We start from the raw sequence: 19165 nt of genomic DNA, 5'->3' as shown, positions 1-19165 counted from the left end.
CGAGGCGGCTTATTGGGATAGCTGGTAGATCGACTCAAATGTCTGGATTTGCGCTGACTGCGGGCTGTGCCGTCACAGTCCCCGATGACCAGGCACGATCCGGTCGGAGGCCGTGCGAATATGGGCGACGTGACCCCCGCCAGCCTGCCCCCTATTCTGCTCGTTCTCGGCGACGAGGAGCTGCTCGCCACGCGAGCCGTCTCCGAAGCCGTCGCCCGGGCCCGCAGCGTCGACCCGGATGTGGACGTCCGGGAGTACCAGGCCGGCTCGCTGGCGGTGGGGGAGATCGCCGAGATGCTCAGCCCGTCGCTGTTCGGCGGCCGCCGGGTGCTCGTGCTCCGCGCCGGCCAGGACGCCCGCAAGGACCTGGTCACCGCCCTGCTCGGATACGCGAAGAACCCGGACCCGGACGTGCAGCTCGTGGTGCTGCACCTGGGCGGCGCCAAGGGCAAGGCGTTCGCCGACGGGCTGCGGGCCGCCGGCGCGACCGTGGTGCCGGCGGCGAAGCTCAAGGGCCACCGGGAGCGGGTCGCCTTCGTCCGGGACGAGATCCGCCGCAACGGCGGCAAGTGCACCGAGGACGCAGCCGAGGCGCTGATCGCGGCCGTCGGCACGGACATGCGCGAGCTGGCCGCCGCCTGCTCCCAGCTCGTCGCCGACACCGACGGGCGGATCGGGGCGGACACGGTGTCCCGCTACTACCGGGGGCGGGTCGAGGTGACCGGCTTCACCGTGGCCGACGCGACGATGGTCGGCGACGTCCCCGGCGCCCTGGAGGCGCTGCGCTGGGCACTGCACGTCGGTGTCGACCCGGTGCCGATCGCCGACGCGCTCGCCGACGGGGTACGGACCGTGGCCCGGGTCGCGTCGGCCGGGCGGGGCAGCCCCTACCAGCTGGCGAGCAGCCTCGGCATGCCCGCGTGGAAGATCGAGCGGGCCCAGCGGCAGGGTCGGGGCTGGACGCCCGAGGGCCTGGTGGAGGCCATGCGGGCGGCCGCCGAGTGCAACGCCGCGGTCAAGGGCGGCGCCGACGACCGGGCGTACGCGCTGGAGCGGGCCGTGTTCTCCGTGGCCGCGGCGCGGCAGGGTGGCGGCCGGTGACCCGAACGTGGTCGACGGTCCCCACGGACGAGGAGCGGTACCGGCCGCTCTACGCCCGGGTCCTCGGGCTGCGTTTCGTCAACCCGGGCGGGGTGCTCTGCTTCCTCTTCTTCGAGGGCGCCGTGGCGCTGGCCGTGCTGCTCGCCCTCGCCGAACTGGTGACCTGGTGGGCGGTGCTGGTGCTGCCGGCGGCGGTGGCGGCCATGGTGAAGCTCAACGACATGGTCGCCGAGGTGGTGATCCGCACCGCGGCGCAGGTGCCGGAGCAGGAGCGGGACCGCTTCCGCCGGCAGATGGAACCGGTGGTCGGCCGGGCCGCCGTGCCGTCCACGGCCCGCGCGCTGCCCGGCGTGGCCCTCGCGGGCGAGCCGACGCTGCGGGCGGCCCGCCCCGCCGATCCGCCCGGCGACGGTGAACGCTGGCCCGGCCCGGACCGGCCCGACCCGTACCGCTGACCGGGCTCGGCCCGTACTGCTGACCGGGCTCGGCCCGTACTGCCGGCCAGGCTCGGCCCGTACCGCTGACCGGCTCGGCCCGTACCACTGACCCGGCCCCGACAGCTACCGGCGGCCCGTCTGGCCGGCACGGTCGACCGGTGCCGAATCGAGCGACGCACGGATGCCCGGCAGCCGGTCAGGAAGCGGCGTCGACGGCGGTCGGGAAGCGGCGTCGACGGCCGCACCTGGGAACGCAGACGGCCGGAAGCCCCGGGGCGGTAACCCCGGGGCTTCCGGTCAGGTCTTAGGCGCTCGTCAGGCCGAGAACGAGGCGACGCGCTGGGCGATCGCCGACTTCCGGTTGGCCGCCTGGTTGGCGTGGATGACACCCTTGCTGGCAGCCTTGTCCAGCTTGCGGGTGGCCTCACGCATCAGGGCGGTGGCCTTCTCGGTGTCGCCCGCCTCGGCAGCCTCGTTGAACTTCCGGATGGCGGTCTTCAGCGACGACTTGACCGACTTGTTACGCAGCCGGCGCTTCTCGTTCTGCCGGTTGCGCTTGATCTGGGACTTGATGTTCGCCACGCGACAGCCTCGTCTTGATAGCTCGGGTTGGTCTGCTTTCGCGCACGACGGACATGCGTCATCGCCGCGCGAAAAGCCAGGTTACCAGGTCGCCCGGCGGCGAGCCAAAACGCCTCCGGTGCCCCGGGGCGTCCGCCCTGCTCAACCCGGTCCGGCGCCCGGTCGAGCCGCGCACCGGCGCCCCGGTCGAGCCGCCACCAGCGCCCCGGTCGAGCCGCGCGCCGGCGCGGCCCTGACCCTCGGCCGGCGGCATCCGGTCGCCGCCGCGCACACCACGGTAGGCCCGCCCCAGGCAGCACGGAGAGAGCAGCGTCCGGAGTGAAAGCCGCACCCTCAGGCCCAGCCCTGGCGGGCGGCGAGCCAGGACAGGGCCTGCTCGCCGCTCCAGCGTTGGTGGGCCCGGATGTGCGGGGACGCCGTGGACGGGCCGGCGGCGGCGCTGGTGAGGAAGTAGCCGGAGAGTGCGGCGAGGGTCACGTCGAGCGCGTCGGCCGGGGCGCCGGCGGCGGCCGGGTGGCCCGCGAAGGCGGCGTCCGCGTCGAGGCCGCTGGCGTACCCGGTGATCAGCAGGGTGACCAGGTCGAACCAGGCCGGCCCGTGGCAGAGCCAGTTCCAGTCGCAGATCCAGGCCCGGCCGGCGGCGTCCAGCAGGACGTTGTCCACCCGCAGGTCGCAGTGGGCCAGGCCGGGGGCGGCGTCGGCGTACCCGGGGAGGCGGGACTCCAGCGCGGCCAACTCGGGCAGCGGGGCCCAGGGCGGCAGCGCCGGCGCCGGTTCGCGGCCGGCGGCCACCTCGCCCCACCAGAGGACGTCGTCGCGGGCCAGGTCGGCGAGGCGCGGCAACCCGAGCGCCACGAGGTCGGCGGGCGGCGCGGCGAGCGCGGCGGCCACCTCGGCGTACGTGGTGAGTGCGGCGTCCAGCTCGGCCGGGTCCCAGGGCAGCCGGGGCGTGTGCCCGTCGACCGCGGTCAGGGCGAGCGCGTACCAGCCGGCCTCGGTGAGCGCCCAGCGCGGGCGGGGGACCGGCAGGCCGGCGGGGAGCCGGGCCAGGACGGCGGCCTCGTGGGCGTACCAGTCGACCAGGTGCCGCTGCTCGGCGAGGGCCGCCGCCTTCACGAAGACGGGCTCACCGGCCGGGCCGGTGAGCACGGCGGCGAAGCCGCGGGTGAATCCCGCCCCGGCCGGGCGGACCGCCACCGGGTGCCCGCCGAGCCGGGCGGCCAGCGCGTCGCGCAGCCCGGCCGGCAGCGCGGCCCAGTCCGGCCGGTCGGCGGTGGCGTCGTACGGCACCGGAGGCAGGGAGATCGCGGGCACCCGCCCATGCTGCCGCACCGGGACGTCGGTGTGCTCTGCCAGACTGGCCAGCCATGAGGACCGACGAGTTCTGGCAGTTGATCGACGCCGCCCGGGCCGGGGGCGGGGGAGAGCCCGCGGCGGTCGCCGCCCGCGCCGTCGCCCTGCTCGCCGAGCGGGACCCGGAGGAGATCGTCGGGTACGCCCACCACCAGCAGCGGGTGCTCGCCGCGTCGTACAAGGTCGACCTCTGGGGTGCGGCGTACCTGATCAACGGGGGCGCCTCGGACGACGGCTTCGAGTACTTCCGGGGCTGGCTCATGACCCAGGGGCGGGCGGTGTTCGCCCGGGCCGTCGCCGATCCGGACTCCCTGGCCGAGCTGCCGCAGGTCCGGGCCGCCGCGCTCAGCGGCGAGGAGTTCGAGTGCGAGGACATGCTGGCGGTGCCGTGGGAGGCGTACCGGAAGGCCACCGCGGCCGACCTGCCGGCGGACCGGGACCCGGTGCGCGCGCCCGACCTGAACGACTTCTGGGACTTCGACGACGAGGACGAGGCGCGACGGCACCTGCCCAAGCTCGCCGCTCTCTTCGTCGAGCCGCCGGAGGAGTGACGCCGGGGAGGTGACGGGGGAGCACCGGCGCGCCCCGGACGACGTGGGAGCATAGAGGGGGCCGGCGCCGCGCCGGCCCGCTCACGTCAGCCGACCAGAACGGACCGCTGTGCCACCGACGCTCGATCCCGGCGCGAACGCTCCTGGTGCCACCGACCCGGCGCGCATCAGGAACTTCTGCATCATCGCCCACATCGACCACGGGAAGTCGACCCTGGCCGACCGGATGCTGCAGCTCACCGGCGTGGTCGACCCCCGGCAGATGCGTGCCCAGTACCTCGACCGGATGGACATCGAGCGCGAGCGCGGCATCACCATCAAGAGCCAGGCCGTCCGGATGCCGTGGACCATCCGCGAGGGCGACCGGGCCGGCGAGACCGCCGTGCTCAACATGATCGACACCCCGGGCCACGTGGACTTCACCTACGAGGTGTCCCGGTCCCTGGCGGCCTGCGAGGGCGCCATCCTGCTGGTCGACGCCGCCCAGGGCATCGAGGCGCAGACGCTGGCCAACCTCTACCTCGCGCTTGAGAACGACCTGCACATCATCCCGGTGCTCAACAAGATCGACCTGCCGGCCGCCCAGCCGGAGAAGTACGCCGAGGAGTTGGCCCACCTCATCGGTGGCGACCCGGCGGACTGCATCAAGGTGTCCGGCAAGACCGGTGAGGGTGTGCCGCACCTGCTCGACGAGATCGTCCGGCAGTTCGTGCCGCCGGTCGGCCAGGCCGACGCCCCGGCCCGCGCCATGATCTTCGACTCGGTGTACGACGTCTACCGCGGCGTGGTCACCTACGTCCGGGTGATCGACGGACTGATCAGCGCCCGGGACCGGATCAAGATGATGTCCACCGGCGCCGTGCACGAGCTGCTGGAGATCGGCGTCATCTCCCCGGAGATGGTGAAGGCCGACGCGCTCGGGGTCGGCGAGGTGGGCTACCTGATCACCGGTGTGAAGGACGTCCGCCAGTCCCGGGTCGGCGACACGGTCACCATCAACGCCAACCCGGCCAAGGAGGCGCTCGGCGGCTACAAGGACCCGAAGCCGATGGTCTACTCCGGCCTCTACCCGATCGACGGGTCCGACTACCCCAACCTGCGCGAGGCACTGGACAAGCTCAAGCTCAACGACGCCGCCCTGGTGTACGAGCCGGAGACCTCGGGCGCGCTCGGCTTCGGCTTCCGCTGCGGCTTCCTCGGCCTGCTGCACCTGGAGATCATCCGGGAGCGGTTGGAGCGGGAGTTCAACCTCGACCTGATCTCCACGGCGCCGAACGTGGTCTACCGGGCCATCCAGGAGGACGGCCTGGAGATCGTGGTGACCAACCCGAGCGAGTACCCGACCGGCAAGATCGCCGAGGTGTACGAGCCGACGGTGCGGGCCACCGTGCTCACCCCGAACGACTACGTCGGCGCGGTGATGGAGCTGTGCCAGGGCCGGCGGGGCAGCCTGCTCGGCATGGACTACCTCTCCGCCGACCGGGTGGAGCTGCGCTACACCCTGCCGCTGGCCGAGATCATCTTCGACTTCTTCGACCAGCTCAAGAGCCGGACCAAGGGCTACGCCTCGCTGGACTACGAGCCCTCCGGCGAGCAGGCGTCCGAGCTGGTCAAGGTCGACATCCTGCTGCACGGCGAGCCGGTGGACGCGTTCAGCGCGATCGTGCACAAGGACAAGGCGTACAACTACGGCACCACGATCGCGGCGAAGCTGCGCTCGCTGATCCCGCGCCAGCAGTTCGAGGTGCCGATCCAGGCGGCCATCGGCAGCCGCGTCATCGCCCGGGAGACCATCCGCGCCATCCGCAAGGACGTGCTCGCCAAGTGCTACGGCGGTGACATCAGCCGGAAGCGCAAGCTGCTGGAGAAGCAGAAGGAGGGCAAGAAGCGGATGAAGATGGTGGGCCGGGTGGAGGTCCCGCAGGAGGCCTTCATCGCCGCGCTGTCCTCCGACTCCGGCGACGGCAAGCCCGCCGGCAAGAAGTAACGCGTCCACGCCACGGCCGGCGCCCCTTCGCGGGGCGCCGGCCGTTTCGCGTACCCGGAGATTTTTTCCGTGCCGGCGGGCCACGCGGAACCGCTCCCACCTGCGGAATCCGCGGCGGGACGGAACCGACGCACGGCGGCGCGGCGGGCGGGGCGGGGAGTGAGTCGGTTTGGGTTTTCGGCGGGTCGGGAACTTAGCGGTCACGACAGGAACCACACAGACCGTGTGAAACCTCTTAGAAGGAGACAACCGTGACCGTCTGGGGCATCATCACCGCGCTCGTCGTTGGTCTGATCGTCGGCGCGCTGGGCCGCCTGGTCGTTCCGGGCCGCCAGAACATGCCGATGTGGCTGCACATGCTGATCGGCGTGGGCGCCGCGCTGCTGGGCACCGTCCTGGCCCGCGCCATGGGCATCGCCACCGAGACCAACGGCATCGACTGGATGGAGCTGCTGGTCCAGGTCGTGCTGGCCGCCATCGCCGTGGCCCTGGTGGCCGGCGTTGGGCGTCGCCGCAGCGTCTCGCGCTACTGACGCACCCCCCCGAAGCGCCTCAGCGGGCGCCCGACCGACCGGTCGGGCGCCCGCTGGCGTTTGCGCCCGGGCGGCGACCGGGCATTGAACGGAGTCAGCGCGGGAAATGGCCGGCCGGCCGCTTCCCCGCGCCCGAATCCGACCAGGAAAGCCCAGCTCAGAGCGGTCCGGAGCAATTCGTCACCGGAGTCGGTTTGGATTTTCGGCGGGTCGGGAACTTAGCGGTCACGACAGGAACCACACGACACCGTGTGACTCATTCAGAGAAGGAGGGCGACCGTGGAGCTCACCGTTTGGGGCATCATCACCGCGCTCATCGTTGGTCTGATCGTCGGCGCTCTGGGCCGCCTGGTCGTCCCGGGCCGCCAGAACATGCCGATGTGGCTGCACATGCTGATCGGCGTCGGCGCCGCGCTGCTGGGCACGATCGTCGCCCGGGCGTCCGGCTTCGCCGACACGGCCGGCATCGACTGGCGGGAGCTGCTGCTGCAGGTTCTGTTCGCCGCCATCGCCGTGGCCCTGGTGGCCGGTGTGGGGCGCCGCCGCGGCGTCTCGCGCTACTGACCCCCATCCCCCGAAGCGCTCCAGCGGGCGCCCGACCGACCGGTCGGGCGCCCGCTTCCGTCTCCGCCCTGAGCTGCCCGGACGGCACCCCTGCCGCCCGGGCACGCGGCTGCGATACGGTCGCCACGGCCGTCCGCCGCGAGTTCCCCCTGTTGTAAAGGAAATTTTCCTACTAAGGTGCGGCGGAGAAGGTTAGTGCCAACCGGCCCTGAGGGAGATATGGCGTGAACAGGTGGAAGCGGCTGGCTCCGGTCACCGCCATCGTGGCGTCGGCCGCGATGGTGCTGTCCGGATGCGGTGGCTCCGACGACGACGACAAGGCCGCGGACAACAGCAAGCTGACGGTCTGGATGATGGGTGAGGGCGGCGACGCCCAGACCAAGTTCCTCGACGGTGTCGAGGCGGAGTTCAAGAAGAAGCACCCCGAGACCGACGTCGTGGTGCAGTACATCCCCTGGCTCGAGGCGCCGAAGAAGTTCCAGGCCGCGCTCGCCGGCGGCGAAGGGCCGGACGTCACCGAGCTGGGCAACACCGAGACCCAGGGCTGGGCGGCGCAGGAGGCCCTCGCCGACGTCACGGGCAAGTTCAACAGCTGGTCCGAGGGGAAGGACATCCTTCCCGACCTGGTGAAGAACGCCCAGCTCGACGGCAAGCAGTACGGCGTCCCGTGGTACGCCGGCGTCCGGGCCATCTACTACCGCACCGACTGGTTCGCCGAGGCGGGCGTGAAGCCGCCGACGACCTGGGACGAGCTGGTCGCCACCGCGAAGGCCGTCCAGGCCAAGAAGCCGGGCACCTACGGCATCGCCCTGCCCGGCAACTCCGAGCTGCCGTTCTACTCCTTCCTGTGGGCCGCCGGCGGCGAGATCGCCACCAAGAACGGCGACAGCTGGAAGTCCGGCTACAACACGCCGGAGGCGCAGAAGGCGGTCAAGTTCTGGACCGACCTGGTGACCGTGCACAAGGTCGCCCCGCCGGCCGCCGCCGGCTGGAACGAGGTCGACGCCCGCACCCAGTTCGCCACCGGCAAGGCCGCCATGGCGTTCGCCGGTAGCTGGCAGGGTGGCGCGATGAAGAAGGACAACCCGGACATCGAGAAGGTGTGGGGCACGTTCCCCATCCCCGGTCCGGACGGCAAGGCCGCCCCGGCCTTCGCCGGTGGTTCCGACATCGCGCTCTGGAAGGACAGCAAGCGCCAGGACCTGGCCTGGGACTACATGACCGTGCTGCTGAGCAAGCAGAAGGACCAGGAGTTCGCGAGCAGCCTCGGCTTCTTCCCGGTCTACAAGGACCTGGTCAGCGGCGGCAACTACGCCAACGACAAGGTGATGGCGGCGTTCGCCACCGCCATGCAGAACACCAAGCTGACCCCGCTCACCCCGAAGTGGGTGGAGGTGAGCCGGACCAAGACGGTGACCCAGGCCATGAACAGCTCGGTCATCAAGGGGCAGAAGACGGTCGAGAAGGCCACCGCCGACGCGGCCACCGAGATGGAAAGCATTCTCAACGCCAAGTGACCACGCTGACCAAGGCCACCGGCGAAGCCGCCGCGCGGGAGACCCCCGCGCGGCGGCGCCGCCGTGTGGACCGCCTCCCGTACCTGTTGCTCCTGCCCTGCCTGGCGATCATCGGCGTGCTGCTGCTCTGGCCGCTCGGCCAGGTCGTGATGATGTCCTTCTACAAGCTGGACAGCGTCCGGCAGTTGCGGGGGGACCGCGAGTGGCCGTGGGTGGGCCTGGCCAACTACGCGCAGATCCTCGGCGACCCGTTCTTCCGTACGGTGCTGCGCAACACCGTGCTCTTCGCCGTGGCCAACGTGGTGCTCACCATGATCCTCGGCACCCTGGTCGGGCTGCTGCTCAACCGGCTCGGGAAGAAGATGGCCACCTTCGTGGCGAGCTGCGTGATGCTGGCCTGGGCCACCCCGGCGCTCACCGGCACCATCGTCTGGAAGTGGATCTTCGACGACACCAGCGGCCTGGTCACCTGGCTGTTCAACAAGCTTCCCGACGGGCTCTCCACGGCCGTGTTCGGGCGCAGCGACTGGACCGGCTACGGCTGGTTCAACGACCCGCTGCTCTTCTTCGCCATCCTGACCCTCGTGGTCGTCTGGCACTCGTTCCCGTTCATCGCGGTCAGCGTGCTGGCCGGCCTGAAGAGCGTGCCGAGCGAGCTCCAGGAAGCCGCCCGGGTGGACGGGGCCGGGCCGTGGCGGGTCTTCTGGTCGGTCACGTTCCCGATGCTGCGGCCGGTCTTCGGCATCCTCGTGGTGCTCTCCACGATCTGGGACTTCAAGGTCTTCACCCAGCAGTTCGTGCTGGCCGGCGGCACCCAGGACCGGTCGACCTTCATGCTCTCGATCTACTCCTACGCGGAGGCGTTCTCGCCGCCGCCCAAGTACGGCCTGGGCTCCTCGATCGCCGTCATCCTCACCCTGATCCTGCTCGTGGTGACCGGCGTGTACGTCCGTATGGTGCTCCGGCAGGAGGACGAGTCGTGAAGAAGATCGCCCTCAACGGCGCCGGGCTGCTGGTCGCGCTCTTCGCGGCCTTCCCGGTCTACTGGATGGTCGCCACCTCGCTGAAGCCCAACCGGGAGATCTTCTCGGCCACGCCACGCCCGGTGCCGGCGAAGCCGACCCTGGAGCACTACCGGGAGATCCTCACCGGCAACCTGATCCCGGGCGTGACCTTCACCGACTTCTTCCTCAACAGCGCGCTGGTCGCGGTGGCCACCGTGGTGCTGAGCGGGCTGGTCGCGCTGCTCGCCGCGACCGCGGTGGCCCGGTTCCGCTTCAAGCTGCGCACCACCTTCCTGATCCTGCTGCTGGTGGTGCAGATGATCCCGCTGGAGGCGCTGGTCATCCCGCTGTTCCTGATGATCCAGCGGCTCGGCCTCTACAACACCCTGCCCAGCCTGATCCTGACCTACCTCGGCTTCTCGCTGCCGTTCGCGGTCTGGATGCTGCGCGGCTTCGTGGCCGCGGTGCCCAAGGAGCTGGAGGAGGCGGCGGCGATCGACGGGGCCAGCCGGGCCCAGACGTTCCGCAAGGTCCTCTTCCCGCTGGTCGCGCCCGGCCTGGTGGCCACCAGCATCTTCTCCTTCATCACCGCGTGGAACGAGCTGATCTTCGCGTTGACCTTCATCAACGACCAGCACCGGTACACGCTGCCGGTGGCCATGACGTTCTTCTTCGGGCGGGACGACACGGCGTGGGGCTCGGTGATGGCCGCCTCGACGCTGTTCACCCTGCCGGTGATCGTCTTCTTCCTGCTGGTCCAGCGCCGGATGGTCTCCGGCCTCGTCGCCGGGGCGGTCAAGGGCTGAGCGCTCCGCCGGGTGCCGGGCGGAACCCGTGTTCCCGCACCCGGCGGCGACCCCTAGGCTGACCGCCATGACGGGCAGGCTGGCGGCGGTGAACCTCGGCGTGGTGACCGAGGCGGAGTGGGCGGGCGACCCGAGCGGTCGCAGCGGCATCGACAAGCGGCCGGTCGACGGCCGGGTGGCGATCCGGTTCGCCGGCGTCACCGGCGACTTCATCGGCGAGCGGGCCCACCACGGCGGCCCCGACCAGGCGGTCTACGCGTACGCCGAGGAGGACGCCGGCTGGTGGGCCGGCGAGCTGGGCCGGGCGCTGCGGCCGGGCGCCTTCGGCGAGAACCTCACCACCTGGGCGGTGGACGTCACCGGGGCGGTGATCGGTGAGCGCTGGGCGATCGGCTCGGCGCTGCTGGAGGTGACCAAGCCGCGCACCCCGTGCACCACCTTCGCCGGCTTCTGGGGCGTGCCCGACCTGATCAAGCGGTTCACCGTCCGGGGCGCGCCGGGGGCGTACCTGCGGGTGCTGCGCGAGGGCGAGGTGGGCGCCGGCGATCCCGTCGAGGTGGTCGACCGGCCGGCGCACGGCGTGACGATCGGCGAGGTGTTCCGGGCGACCACGCTGGAGCCGGAACTGCTGCCGCGCCTGCTCGACGTGCCGGAGCTGCCCGAGTCGGTGCGGGAGAAGGTCCGCCGCCGCCTCGGCGCCGCCGGCTGACCGCCGGCGGGTCGGGTCAGGCCGCGGCGAAGACCTCGGCCAGCACCTGGGTCGCCGGGTCGCCCTTCACCTTGGCCCAGGTGCCCTGCTCGGCCGTCCACTCCAGCTCGCCGAAGCGGACCCGCTTCACCCCGTGGTCGTCGGCGTGCGAGACCAGCCAGTGGGCGTACCGCCAGCCGTTGCGGCTGTCGGCGGCCGGCACGGTCAGCCCGGTCAGGTCGGTGGCCGAGTTCAGCTCCGGCAGGCCCCAGTCCAGGGCCAGGCTCTGCAGGAGGGCGGTGGCGGCGGCCGGGCCGCGCATCGTCGGCGTCGGGCCGACCGTGCAGGCCACCGCGCCGCTCGCGTTCCCGAGCAGGGCGCGGGTGAGCACCTGCGACTCGTCCGCCCACTTCTCGTACGCCTCGGGGTAGGCCGACCGCTGCACCCGCTGGGCGGCCTCGGTGACCCGCAGCTTCTCCCAGCCCTTGACCTTCTTCAACGCCGCGTAGAACTTCTTCGCCGCGTAGCGCGGGTCGCGGATCTCCTCGGGCGTGCCCCAGCCCTGGCTCGGGCGCTGCTGGAACAGGCCGAGCGAGTCCCGGTCGCCGTGCGCGATGTTGCGCAGGTGCGACTCCTGGTACGCCGTCGCCAGCGCCACCACCACGGCCCGCTCGGGCATCTTCCGCTGCACGCCGATCGCCGCGATGGTGGCCGCGTTGGCCATCTGGTCGGCGCTGAGCACGACCTCCCCGTCGGCCTGGACGGTGCAGGTCCGGCTGGCCAGCGGCAGCCGGAGGTGGTGCCCGAACTGCTTCGTGACGAACCAGACGCCGAGCAGGGCCAGCACGGCCACCACCACACCCGATGCCACGATCGCCGCTCGCGTTCGCACCCGCACCCCCAGTCCCGACAGCCCGCCCAGCGTACGTCGCCCACTCCAGTGTGCGGGTCGGCCGACCGGCCGTCTCCCGCTGCGTCACCGCCCCGGCACTCCCCGCCTCAGTCTCCGGCGGGCACCCAGGCCGCGGGGCGCTTCTCCCGGAACGCGAGGACGCCCTCCCGGCCCTCCTCGGACAGGAAGTACCCGGTGGAGAGGGCGGCCAACTCGGCGATCTCGGCCCGCAGGTCGGTGGCGGCCGGGCGGCGCAGCAGCTCCTTGGTCCCGGCGAGGGCCTTCGGCGCCCCCTTCACCAGCGAGGCGCGGTAGCGGTCCACCGCGTCGTCCAGCGCGTCCGCCGGCACGGCGGCGGTCACCAGGCCGATCTCGGCGGCCCGCCGGCCGTCGAAGGTGTCGCCGGTCAGGTAGAGCTCGGCGGCGGCCCGGGGGTGCAGCCGGGGCAGCACGGTCGCCGAGATCACCGCGGGGATCACCCCGATCCGGACCTCGGTGAAGGCGAACGTCGCCTCCTCGGCGCAGATCGCCAGGTCCGCGGCGGCGATCAGGCCCAGCCCGCCGGCCCGCGCGGGCCCGGCCACCTTCGCGAGCACCGGCTTCGGGCACTCCCGGACGGCCACCAGCACGTCGCCCAGCATCCCGGCCGGCACCGTCCCGCTGGCGTACGCGGCGGCGGTCTCCTTCAGGTCCGCCCCGGAGCAGAACACCGGGCCGGTGTGGTCCAGCACGATGGCCCGGACCGCGTCGTCGGCGACGGCCGCGGCCAGCCCGGCCAGCAGCTCGGTCATCAGCGGGGTGGAGAGCGCGTTGCGGTTGTGCGGGCTGTCCAGGGTGAGGGTGGTCACCCCACGGGCCGTGGCGACCCGCACGAGAGCGTCCGGAGAGGTCATGCCGGGCACACTAGTGGCCATGCCCGGCGTCCTTCCAGAAGGCGAACCCGTCCCGCGCGACGGGGCGCTGCCCGCTGCCGCCCGCCGCGCCGTCGGCGCGCGCGGTTTCGGCGTGTACGTGCACGTCCCGTTCTGCGCCAACCGGTGCGGCTACTGCGACTTCAACACCTACACGGCGGCCGAGCTGGGCGGCGGCGCCGGCCGGGAGACGTACGCCGACACGGTGCTGGCCGAGCTGGCCCTCGCCGGCCGGGTGCTGGGCGACACCCCGCCGCCCCGGGTGGACACCGTCTTCGTGGGCGGCGGCACGCCCACCCTGCTCCCCGCCGACGACCTGGCCCGGATCCTCGACGGCATCGACCGCACCTGGGGGCTGGCGGCCGACGCCGAGGTGACCACCGAGGCCAACCCCGAGACGGTCACCCCCGAGTCGCTCAAGACGCTGCGGGCCGCCGGCTACACCCGGATCTCGCTGGGCATGCAGTCCGCGGCGCCCGGGGTGCTGGCGATCCTCGACCGGCAGCACAGCGCCGGCCGGGCCACCGCCGCCGCGCTGGAGGCCCGGGACGCCGGGTTCGACCACGTGAACCTGGACCTGATCTACGGCACGCCGGGGGAGAGCGCCGAGGACTTCGCCGCCTCGCTGGACCAGGTGGTCGCGGCGGGGGTGGACCACGTCAGCGCGTACGCCCTCATCGTGGAGGACGGCACCCGGCTGGCCGCTCGGATGCGCCGCGGCGAGCTGCCGTACCCCAGCGACGACGTGGCGGCGGACCGCTACCTGGCCGCCGAGGCGGCCCTCGCCGCCGCCGGCTTCTCCTGGTACGAGGTCTCCAACTGGGCCCGCTCCGAGGCGGCCCGGTGCCGGCACAACCTGCTCTACTGGACCGGCGCCGACTGGTGGGGCCTCGGCCCGGGGGCGCACAGCCACGTCGGCGGGGTGCGCTGGTGGAACGTCAAGCACCCGACGGCGTACGCCCAGCGGCTGGCCGCCGGTGAGTCGCCCGGCCTGGCCCGGGAGCTGCTCACGCCGGACGAGGCGCACATGGAGGACGTGATGCTGCGGCTGCGGCTCGCCACCGGGCTGCCCCTGTCCGGGCTCGACGAGGCGGGCCGGGCGGGCGCCCAGCGGGCCCGGGCCGACGGCCTGCTGGACGCCGACGCGTACGCCGCCGGCCGGGCGGTGCTCACCCTGCGCGGCCGGCTGCTCGCCGACGCGGTCGTGCGCGACCTGCTGCCCTGATGGCGTGACGGGCCGGGTCCCGGCCGGCCCGTGGGCCGGCCGGGCCGGTCACCTCACGAAGGTGTAGGTCATCGGGTAGCGGTAGAGGACGCCCTCGGTGGCCTTCACGCCGCCGATGATGCCGAAGATGATCGGGATCAGGGCGACGATGATGGGGATGAAGAAGAGCAGGCCGCAGGTGACCACGGCCAGCACGAAGCTGATCAGGGTCGCGATGACCCAGGTGATCTGGAAGTTCAGCGCGGCGAGCGCGTGCGCGCGCACGGTCGGGGACTGCTGGCCCCGGACCGAGAAGGCGATGAGCGGCGCCACCCAGCCGAGCAGGCTGCCGCCGACCACGACGCCCACCGGGCCGCCGAAGTGCGCGATGAGGGCCCAGGTCTTCTCGTCGTTGTTGGCGTAGCCGGCGGGCGCCCCGTACGGGCCGCCGCCCGGGTAGCCGGCGCCCGGCGCGCCGTAGCCGCCCGGCGGGGGGTAGCCACCCGGCGGAGGGTAGCCGCCCGGTGGTGGGTATCCACCCGACGGCGGCTGGCCGCCGGCAGGCGGCGGATAGCCACCGGGCGGGGGATAGCCGCCCCCGGCCGGTGCCCCGGACAGTGGTGCGGTGGGGGGCTCGTCCGCCGACGACGAGCCGTACGGTGCCGACGGCGGGGTCGGCTCCGGCGGCGGGGCGCCGGAGTCCCCCGCTCCGGGAGGGCGAGGAGGTTCAGTCATGGACGTCACGGTAGGTCCCGGGGGCAAGGGCGCACCAGAGCGGGATCGCCCGGGATGTCCGGCTGTTCGGCTCTGGTGGACCGCATCTGCGGCGGGCCGCACCGGAGGTGCGTCGCTGATCATCGCGTCGGTGGGCACGCCGACGTAGACTGGCACTCGCTACAGTCGAGTGCCAGACGCCCGGCGGACGCCCCGCGCCGGTGCGACGAGGTGCGTCAGGAGGTGGGGAGATGGGTCTCGACGACCGCAAGCTCGCCGTGCTGCGCGCCATCGTCGAGGACTACGTCGCCACGCAGGAACCGGTCGGCAGCAAGGCCCTGGTCGAGCGCCACCAGCTGGGCGTCTCCCCGGCGACCGTCCGCAACGACATGGCGGTGCTGGAGGAGGAGGGCTACATCCGGCAGCCCCACACCAGCGCCGGCCGGGTGCCCACCGACCGCGGCTACCGGCTCTTCGTCGACCGGCTCTCCCGGGTCAAGCCGCTCAGCCCGGCCGAGCGCCGGGCCATCGAGCGCTTCCTGGTCGGCGCGGTCGACCTGGACGACGTGGTGCACCGCACGGTCCGGCTGCTGGCCCAGCTCACCCGGCAGGTCGCCGTGGTGCAGTACCCGAGCCTGGCCCGCTCCAAGGTGCGCCACCTGGAGCTGGTGCCGATCTCCACCACCCGGCTGATGGTCGTCATGATCGCCGACACCGGCCGGGTCGAGCAGCGGCTCGTCGAGATGCCCGGGCCGATCCCGGCCGAGGACGTCACCGACCTGCGCCGCCTGGTCAACGAGAAGCTCGTCGGCAGTCGGCTGTCCGACACCCCGCCGCTGGTGCAGGCCCTGGTCGACGAGTCCACGCCGCAGCTGCGCCCGGCCATGGCCACGCTCTCCACCGTGCTGTTGGAGACCCTGGTCGAGCGGCACGAGGAGCGCATCGCCCTGGCCGGCACCGCCAACCTCACCCGGGGCGGCCTGCTCGACTTCCAGGGCTCGCTGCGGCCGATCCTCGAGGCGCTCGAGGAGGAGGTCGTGCTGCTCAAGCTGATCGGCGAGGCCGAGCCGAGCACCACCCGAGTGCTCATCGGTGACGAGAACGAGATCGACAACCTGCGGGCCGCCTCGGTGGTCAGCACCGGGTACGGCCCGGGCAGCACCATCGTGGGTGGTCTCGGCGTGCTCGGCCCCACCCGGATGGACTACCCCGGCACCATCGCCACGGTGAGGGCCGTGGCACGCTACGTGGGCGAACTGCTGGCCCAGAACTGACCAGTCACGGCCGACGGCCGGCTCCGGCCGACGACCGGCGCAACGCGAGACGAACATGAGGACACCGAACGCAGTGGCCAGGGACTACTACGGCATTCTCGGCGTGAGCCGGGACGCCTCCGACGACGAGATCAAGCGCGCCTACCGCAAGCTGGCGCGACAGTTCCACCCGGACGTCAATCCGGACCCGGAGGCACAGGAGAAGTTCAAGGACATCAACGCCGCGTACGAGGTCCTCTCGGACGATCGGAAACGGCAGATCGTCGACCTGGGCGGCGACCCGCTCGCCCCGGGCGGCGGGGGCGCGGGCCCGGGCGGTCCGGGCGGCGCCGGCCCGTTCGTCGGCTTCCAGGACATCATGGACGCGTTCTTCGGTGGCGCCGCGGGCGGCAGCCGGGGGCCGCGGCCGCGTACCCGGCCGGGCGCCGACGCGATCCTGCGGCTGGAGCTGGACCTCAACGAGACGGCGTTCGGCGTCGAGGCGCCGATCACCGTCGACACCGCGGTGCTCTGCACCACCTGCTCCGGCGCCGGCACCGCGGCCGGCACCCACCTGGCCACCTGTGAGGCGTGCGGCGGCCGGGGCGAGGTGCAGTCGGTGCAGCGGACCTTCCTCGGCCAGGTGGTCTCCGCCCGGCCGTGCACGGTCTGCCAGGGCTACGGCACCACCATCCCGCACCCCTGCCCCACCTGCGCGGGCGACGGCCGGGTACGTACCCGCCGGTCGCTCACCGTGAAGATCCCGGCGGGCGTCGAGGACGGCATGCGGATCCGGCTGGCCCAGCAGGGCGAGGTGGGTCCGGGCGGCGGCACCGCCGGTGACCTCTACGTGGAGATCCACGAGCGGCCGCACGACGTCTACTCCCGCAAGGGCGACGACCTGCACTGCCGGGTCACCGTGCCGATGACCGCCGCCGCGCTCGGCACCCGGCTGACCATCAAGACGCTCGACAGCGAGGAGACGGTCGACGTCAAGCCGGGCACCCAGCCGGGCAGCACGCTGCGGCTGCGCGCCCGGGGCGTACCGCACCTGCGTGGCACCGGCCGGGGCGACCTCTACGTCCACCTGGACGTGCGGACCCCGACCAAGCTCGACGCCGACCAGGAGCGGATGCTGCGCGACTTCGCCAAGACCCGCGGCGAGGAGGTCGCCGAGCTGACCAAGCAGGGCGGCTTCTTCTCCCGGATGCGCGACGCGTTCAACGGGCACGCCTGAGGTGTCGGCGCCGCTGTTCCTGGTCGAGGCGCTGCCCACCGGTGACACGCTGACGCTGGACGGCCCGGAGGGGCACCACGCGGCCACCGTGCAGCGGCTGCGCGTCGGCGAGGAACTGCTGCTCGCCGACGGGCGGGGCGGCACGGCCGCCGCCGTGGTCAGCGCCGTCGGCCGGGGCACCCTCGACCTCCGGGTCACCTCCCGGGGGTACGTCGACGCGTCCGTCCCCCGGCTCGTCGTGGTGCAGGGCATCGCCAAGGGCGACCGGGGCGAGCTGGCCGTGCAGGCGATGACCGAGGTCGGGGTGGACGAGATCGTGCCCTGGGCGGCGTCCCGGTCGGTGACCCAGTGGCGCGGGGACCGGGGCGTACGGGCCCGGGAGAAGTGGGCGGCCACCGCCCGGGAGGCGGCCAAGCAGGCCCGCCGCCCGTGGCTGCCGGTGGTGGCCGGCGCGCCCGACGAGTCCACCACCACGGTGGTCCGGCGGATCGCCGGCGCGGCCGCCGCGTTCGTCCTGCACGAGGAGGCCGACGAGCGGCTGACCACGGTCGAGCTGCCCGACGCCGGCGAGATCGTCCTGGTGGTCGGCCCCGAGGGCGGCATCGCCCCCACCGAGCTGACGGCCTTCGAGGAGGCCGGCGCCCGCGCCGTGCGACTGGGCCCCGCGGTGCTCCGCACATCAACGGCCGGGGTAGCCGCCCTGAGCGTGCTGTCCACCCGTCTGCACCGCTGGTAGGACGGCCGCGGATCCGTCGGGAGTTCTCGGCGGCAGCAGTGCTCCGCCCGGTCGGGTGCCGTTGCCCATCCGCCCGGACAACCCAGTCTCCCCGACGAGGACCGCTCGCCCGACGCCCGGACGGGCCCTCACTCCGAATCTTGGACACTTTCCGTTCACGAGGAACGGAAACTGTCCAAGATCTGAATCGGGCTGCGCCGGCGGACGGTGGCGGCACAGGGCCATCGGTGGTCGATCATGGAGTTGGCCGCATCGAATCGGACGTTTCGCACCGCCAACATCATGATCAACCACCGCCGCGGGGGTGGGTGGGCGTGGTGGGGCGTCAGGTGCGGAGGTAGGAGGCGCCGTTGAGGTCGACGATGGTGCCGGAGGCCCACTCCGCCTCGGGGCTGGCCAGCCAGTGCACGGCCGCGGCGATCTCCTCGGGGCGGGCCACCCGGTTGAACGGGGACTGGGCGCGGATGGCGTCGCCCCGCTCGCCGCTGAGGTGGGTGGTGGTCATGTCGGTCGCCACGAAGCCCGGCGCGACCGTCGCCACCGCGATGCCGTACGGGGCCAGGGCCAGCGCCAACGACTGACCGAGCGCGTTCAGCCCCGCCTTGCTCGCCCCGTACGCGGGCTGCTCCGGCTCACCCCGGAAGGCACCCCGGGACGACACGTTCACGATCCGGCCGCCCCGCTCGCGCATGTGCTGGGCGGCGCACCAGGTGACGTTCGCGGCGCCGGTCAGGTTGGTCTCCAGGACCAGCCGCCACTGCTCCTGCCACTGGTCGTAGGTGTTCCCGAAGACCGGGTGCGGCAGGTCGCGGGGGCCGTAGACGCCGGCGTTGTTGACCAGGACGTCGAGGCCGCCCAGGCGCTGCGCCGCCTCGTCCACCATGGCCCGGACCGCCTCCGGGTCGGCCAGGTCGGCGCGGACCACCACGTGCCCCTCGCCGGGCAGTTCCGCCCGCAGCGCCTCGGCCAGCTCCGCGGAGTCCCGGTGGTGGATCGCCACCCGGTCCCCGCCCGTCGCGAACGCCCGCGCCACCGCACGCCCGATGCCGCGCGAGGCCCCCGTCACCAGTACCGCCCGTGAAGTCACGCGGCACA

The 19165-nt window shown here is 72.8% G+C and carries 20 protein-coding genes; 14 read left to right on the top strand and 6 right to left on the bottom strand.

Features of this window, described 5'->3' with window-relative positions:
• The first annotated feature begins 120 nt into the window (after nucleotides 1-120).
• Nucleotides 121-1101: a DNA polymerase III subunit delta gene (gene holA / locus IEY96_RS29510; protein ID WP_189198074.1), complete on the top strand. Its 981-nt coding sequence runs from the start codon at nucleotides 121-123 to the stop codon at nucleotides 1099-1101.
• A complete protein-coding gene (locus tag IEY96_RS29505; RefSeq protein WP_229791965.1) occupies nucleotides 1098-1556 on the top strand; it encodes a hypothetical protein in 459 nt (152 codons plus the stop codon). Before holA ends, IEY96_RS29505 begins: the two co-directional genes overlap by 4 nt.
• A gap of 297 nt (nucleotides 1557-1853) precedes the next feature.
• On the opposite strand, the gene rpsT is transcribed toward IEY96_RS29505, so the two are convergent.
• Both rpsT and IEY96_RS29495 read right to left on the bottom strand, forming a co-directional pair.
• Entirely contained in the window at nucleotides 1854-2120 is a 267-nt protein-coding gene (gene rpsT, locus IEY96_RS29500; protein ID WP_189198073.1) for a 30S ribosomal protein S20, read from the bottom strand.
• Nucleotides 2121-2453: 333 nt separating this feature from the next.
• The gene (locus IEY96_RS29495; protein WP_229791964.1) at nucleotides 2454-3434 is read right to left on the bottom strand and encodes a phosphotransferase family protein; all 981 of its coding nucleotides are present in this window, start codon (nucleotides 3432-3434) and stop codon (nucleotides 2454-2456) included.
• A 53-nt stretch (nucleotides 3435-3487) separates the two neighbouring features.
• Here IEY96_RS29495 and IEY96_RS29490 point away from each other — a divergent pair, with 53 nt between their 5' ends.
• The 8 genes from IEY96_RS29490 (at nucleotide 3488) to IEY96_RS29455 (ending at nucleotide 11144) form a co-directional block, all read left to right on the top strand.
• Complete coding sequence (locus IEY96_RS29490) at nucleotides 3488-4024, top strand: DUF4240 domain-containing protein (RefSeq protein ID WP_189198071.1); 537 nt, start codon at nucleotides 3488-3490, stop codon at nucleotides 4022-4024.
• 109 nt (nucleotides 4025-4133) lie between these two features.
• Entirely contained in the window at nucleotides 4134-6011 is a 1878-nt protein-coding gene (lepA, locus tag IEY96_RS29485; protein WP_189198070.1) for a translation elongation factor 4, read from the top strand.
• Nucleotides 6012-6262: 251 nt separating this feature from the next.
• Nucleotides 6263-6544, top strand: a complete 282-nt coding sequence (locus tag IEY96_RS29480; RefSeq protein WP_148431452.1) for a GlsB/YeaQ/YmgE family stress response membrane protein — start codon at nucleotides 6263-6265, stop codon at nucleotides 6542-6544.
• Between the two features lie 279 nt (nucleotides 6545-6823).
• Entirely contained in the window at nucleotides 6824-7108 is a 285-nt protein-coding gene (locus IEY96_RS29475; protein WP_189198069.1) for a GlsB/YeaQ/YmgE family stress response membrane protein, read from the top strand.
• A gap of 224 nt (nucleotides 7109-7332) precedes the next feature.
• Nucleotides 7333-8625: a sugar ABC transporter substrate-binding protein gene (locus tag IEY96_RS29470; RefSeq protein WP_189198068.1), complete on the top strand. Its 1293-nt coding sequence runs from the start codon at nucleotides 7333-7335 to the stop codon at nucleotides 8623-8625.
• On the top strand, nucleotides 8622-9608 hold the full coding sequence (locus IEY96_RS29465) for a carbohydrate ABC transporter permease (RefSeq protein ID WP_091319244.1): 987 nt from the start codon (nucleotides 8622-8624) through the stop codon (nucleotides 9606-9608). Before IEY96_RS29470 ends, IEY96_RS29465 begins: the two co-directional genes overlap by 4 nt.
• Entirely contained in the window at nucleotides 9605-10435 is an 831-nt protein-coding gene (locus IEY96_RS29460; protein ID WP_189198067.1) for a carbohydrate ABC transporter permease, read from the top strand. Before IEY96_RS29465 ends, IEY96_RS29460 begins: the two co-directional genes overlap by 4 nt.
• A gap of 67 nt (nucleotides 10436-10502) precedes the next feature.
• Entirely contained in the window at nucleotides 10503-11144 is a 642-nt protein-coding gene (locus IEY96_RS29455) for an MOSC domain-containing protein (RefSeq protein ID WP_189198066.1), read from the top strand.
• A 16-nt stretch (nucleotides 11145-11160) separates the two neighbouring features.
• On the opposite strand, the gene IEY96_RS29450 is transcribed toward IEY96_RS29455, so the two are convergent.
• Nucleotides 11161-12021 carry a hypothetical protein gene (locus IEY96_RS29450; RefSeq protein WP_189198065.1) on the bottom strand — a complete coding sequence of 287 codons (861 nt, stop codon included), beginning with the start codon at nucleotides 12019-12021 and terminating at the stop codon, nucleotides 11161-11163.
• 101 nt (nucleotides 12022-12122) lie between these two features.
• The gene (locus IEY96_RS29445) at nucleotides 12123-12908 is read right to left on the bottom strand and encodes an enoyl-CoA hydratase-related protein (protein WP_189198064.1); all 786 of its coding nucleotides are present in this window, start codon (nucleotides 12906-12908) and stop codon (nucleotides 12123-12125) included.
• Between the two features lie 19 nt (nucleotides 12909-12927).
• Between IEY96_RS29445 and hemW the strand changes: the two genes are divergently transcribed.
• On the top strand, nucleotides 12928-14151 hold the full coding sequence (hemW, locus tag IEY96_RS29440; RefSeq protein ID WP_189198063.1) for a radical SAM family heme chaperone HemW: 1224 nt from the start codon (nucleotides 12928-12930) through the stop codon (nucleotides 14149-14151).
• A gap of 48 nt (nucleotides 14152-14199) precedes the next feature.
• Here the strand turns inward: hemW and IEY96_RS29435 are convergent, their stop codons facing one another.
• A complete protein-coding gene (locus IEY96_RS29435; RefSeq protein ID WP_189198062.1) occupies nucleotides 14200-14865 on the bottom strand; it encodes a DUF4870 domain-containing protein in 666 nt (221 codons plus the stop codon).
• Nucleotides 14866-15095: 230 nt separating this feature from the next.
• Here IEY96_RS29435 and hrcA point away from each other — a divergent pair, with 230 nt between their 5' ends.
• The 3 genes from hrcA (at nucleotide 15096) to IEY96_RS29420 (ending at nucleotide 18070) form a co-directional block, all read left to right on the top strand.
• Entirely contained in the window at nucleotides 15096-16118 is a 1023-nt protein-coding gene (hrcA, locus tag IEY96_RS29430; protein ID WP_189198061.1) for a heat-inducible transcriptional repressor HrcA, read from the top strand.
• 73 nt (nucleotides 16119-16191) lie between these two features.
• On the top strand, nucleotides 16192-17334 hold the full coding sequence (dnaJ, locus tag IEY96_RS29425; protein ID WP_189198120.1) for a molecular chaperone DnaJ: 1143 nt from the start codon (nucleotides 16192-16194) through the stop codon (nucleotides 17332-17334).
• A gap of 1 nt (nucleotide 17335) precedes the next feature.
• Complete coding sequence (locus IEY96_RS29420) at nucleotides 17336-18070, top strand: 16S rRNA (uracil(1498)-N(3))-methyltransferase (protein WP_189198060.1); 735 nt, start codon at nucleotides 17336-17338, stop codon at nucleotides 18068-18070.
• A 325-nt stretch (nucleotides 18071-18395) separates the two neighbouring features.
• On the opposite strand, the gene IEY96_RS29415 is transcribed toward IEY96_RS29420, so the two are convergent.
• A complete protein-coding gene (locus IEY96_RS29415) occupies nucleotides 18396-19157 on the bottom strand; it encodes an SDR family NAD(P)-dependent oxidoreductase (protein WP_308429956.1) in 762 nt (253 codons plus the stop codon).
• Between the last annotated feature and the right edge of the window lie 8 nt (nucleotides 19158-19165).

Source organism: Micromonospora fulviviridis (genome assembly GCF_014648395.1).
GTDB classification, from domain to species: domain Bacteria; phylum Actinomycetota; class Actinomycetes; order Mycobacteriales; family Micromonosporaceae; genus Micromonospora; species Micromonospora fulviviridis.
Note: the sequence above shows the minus strand (reverse complement) of the source record. Positions and strands in the feature narration are given on the sequence as shown.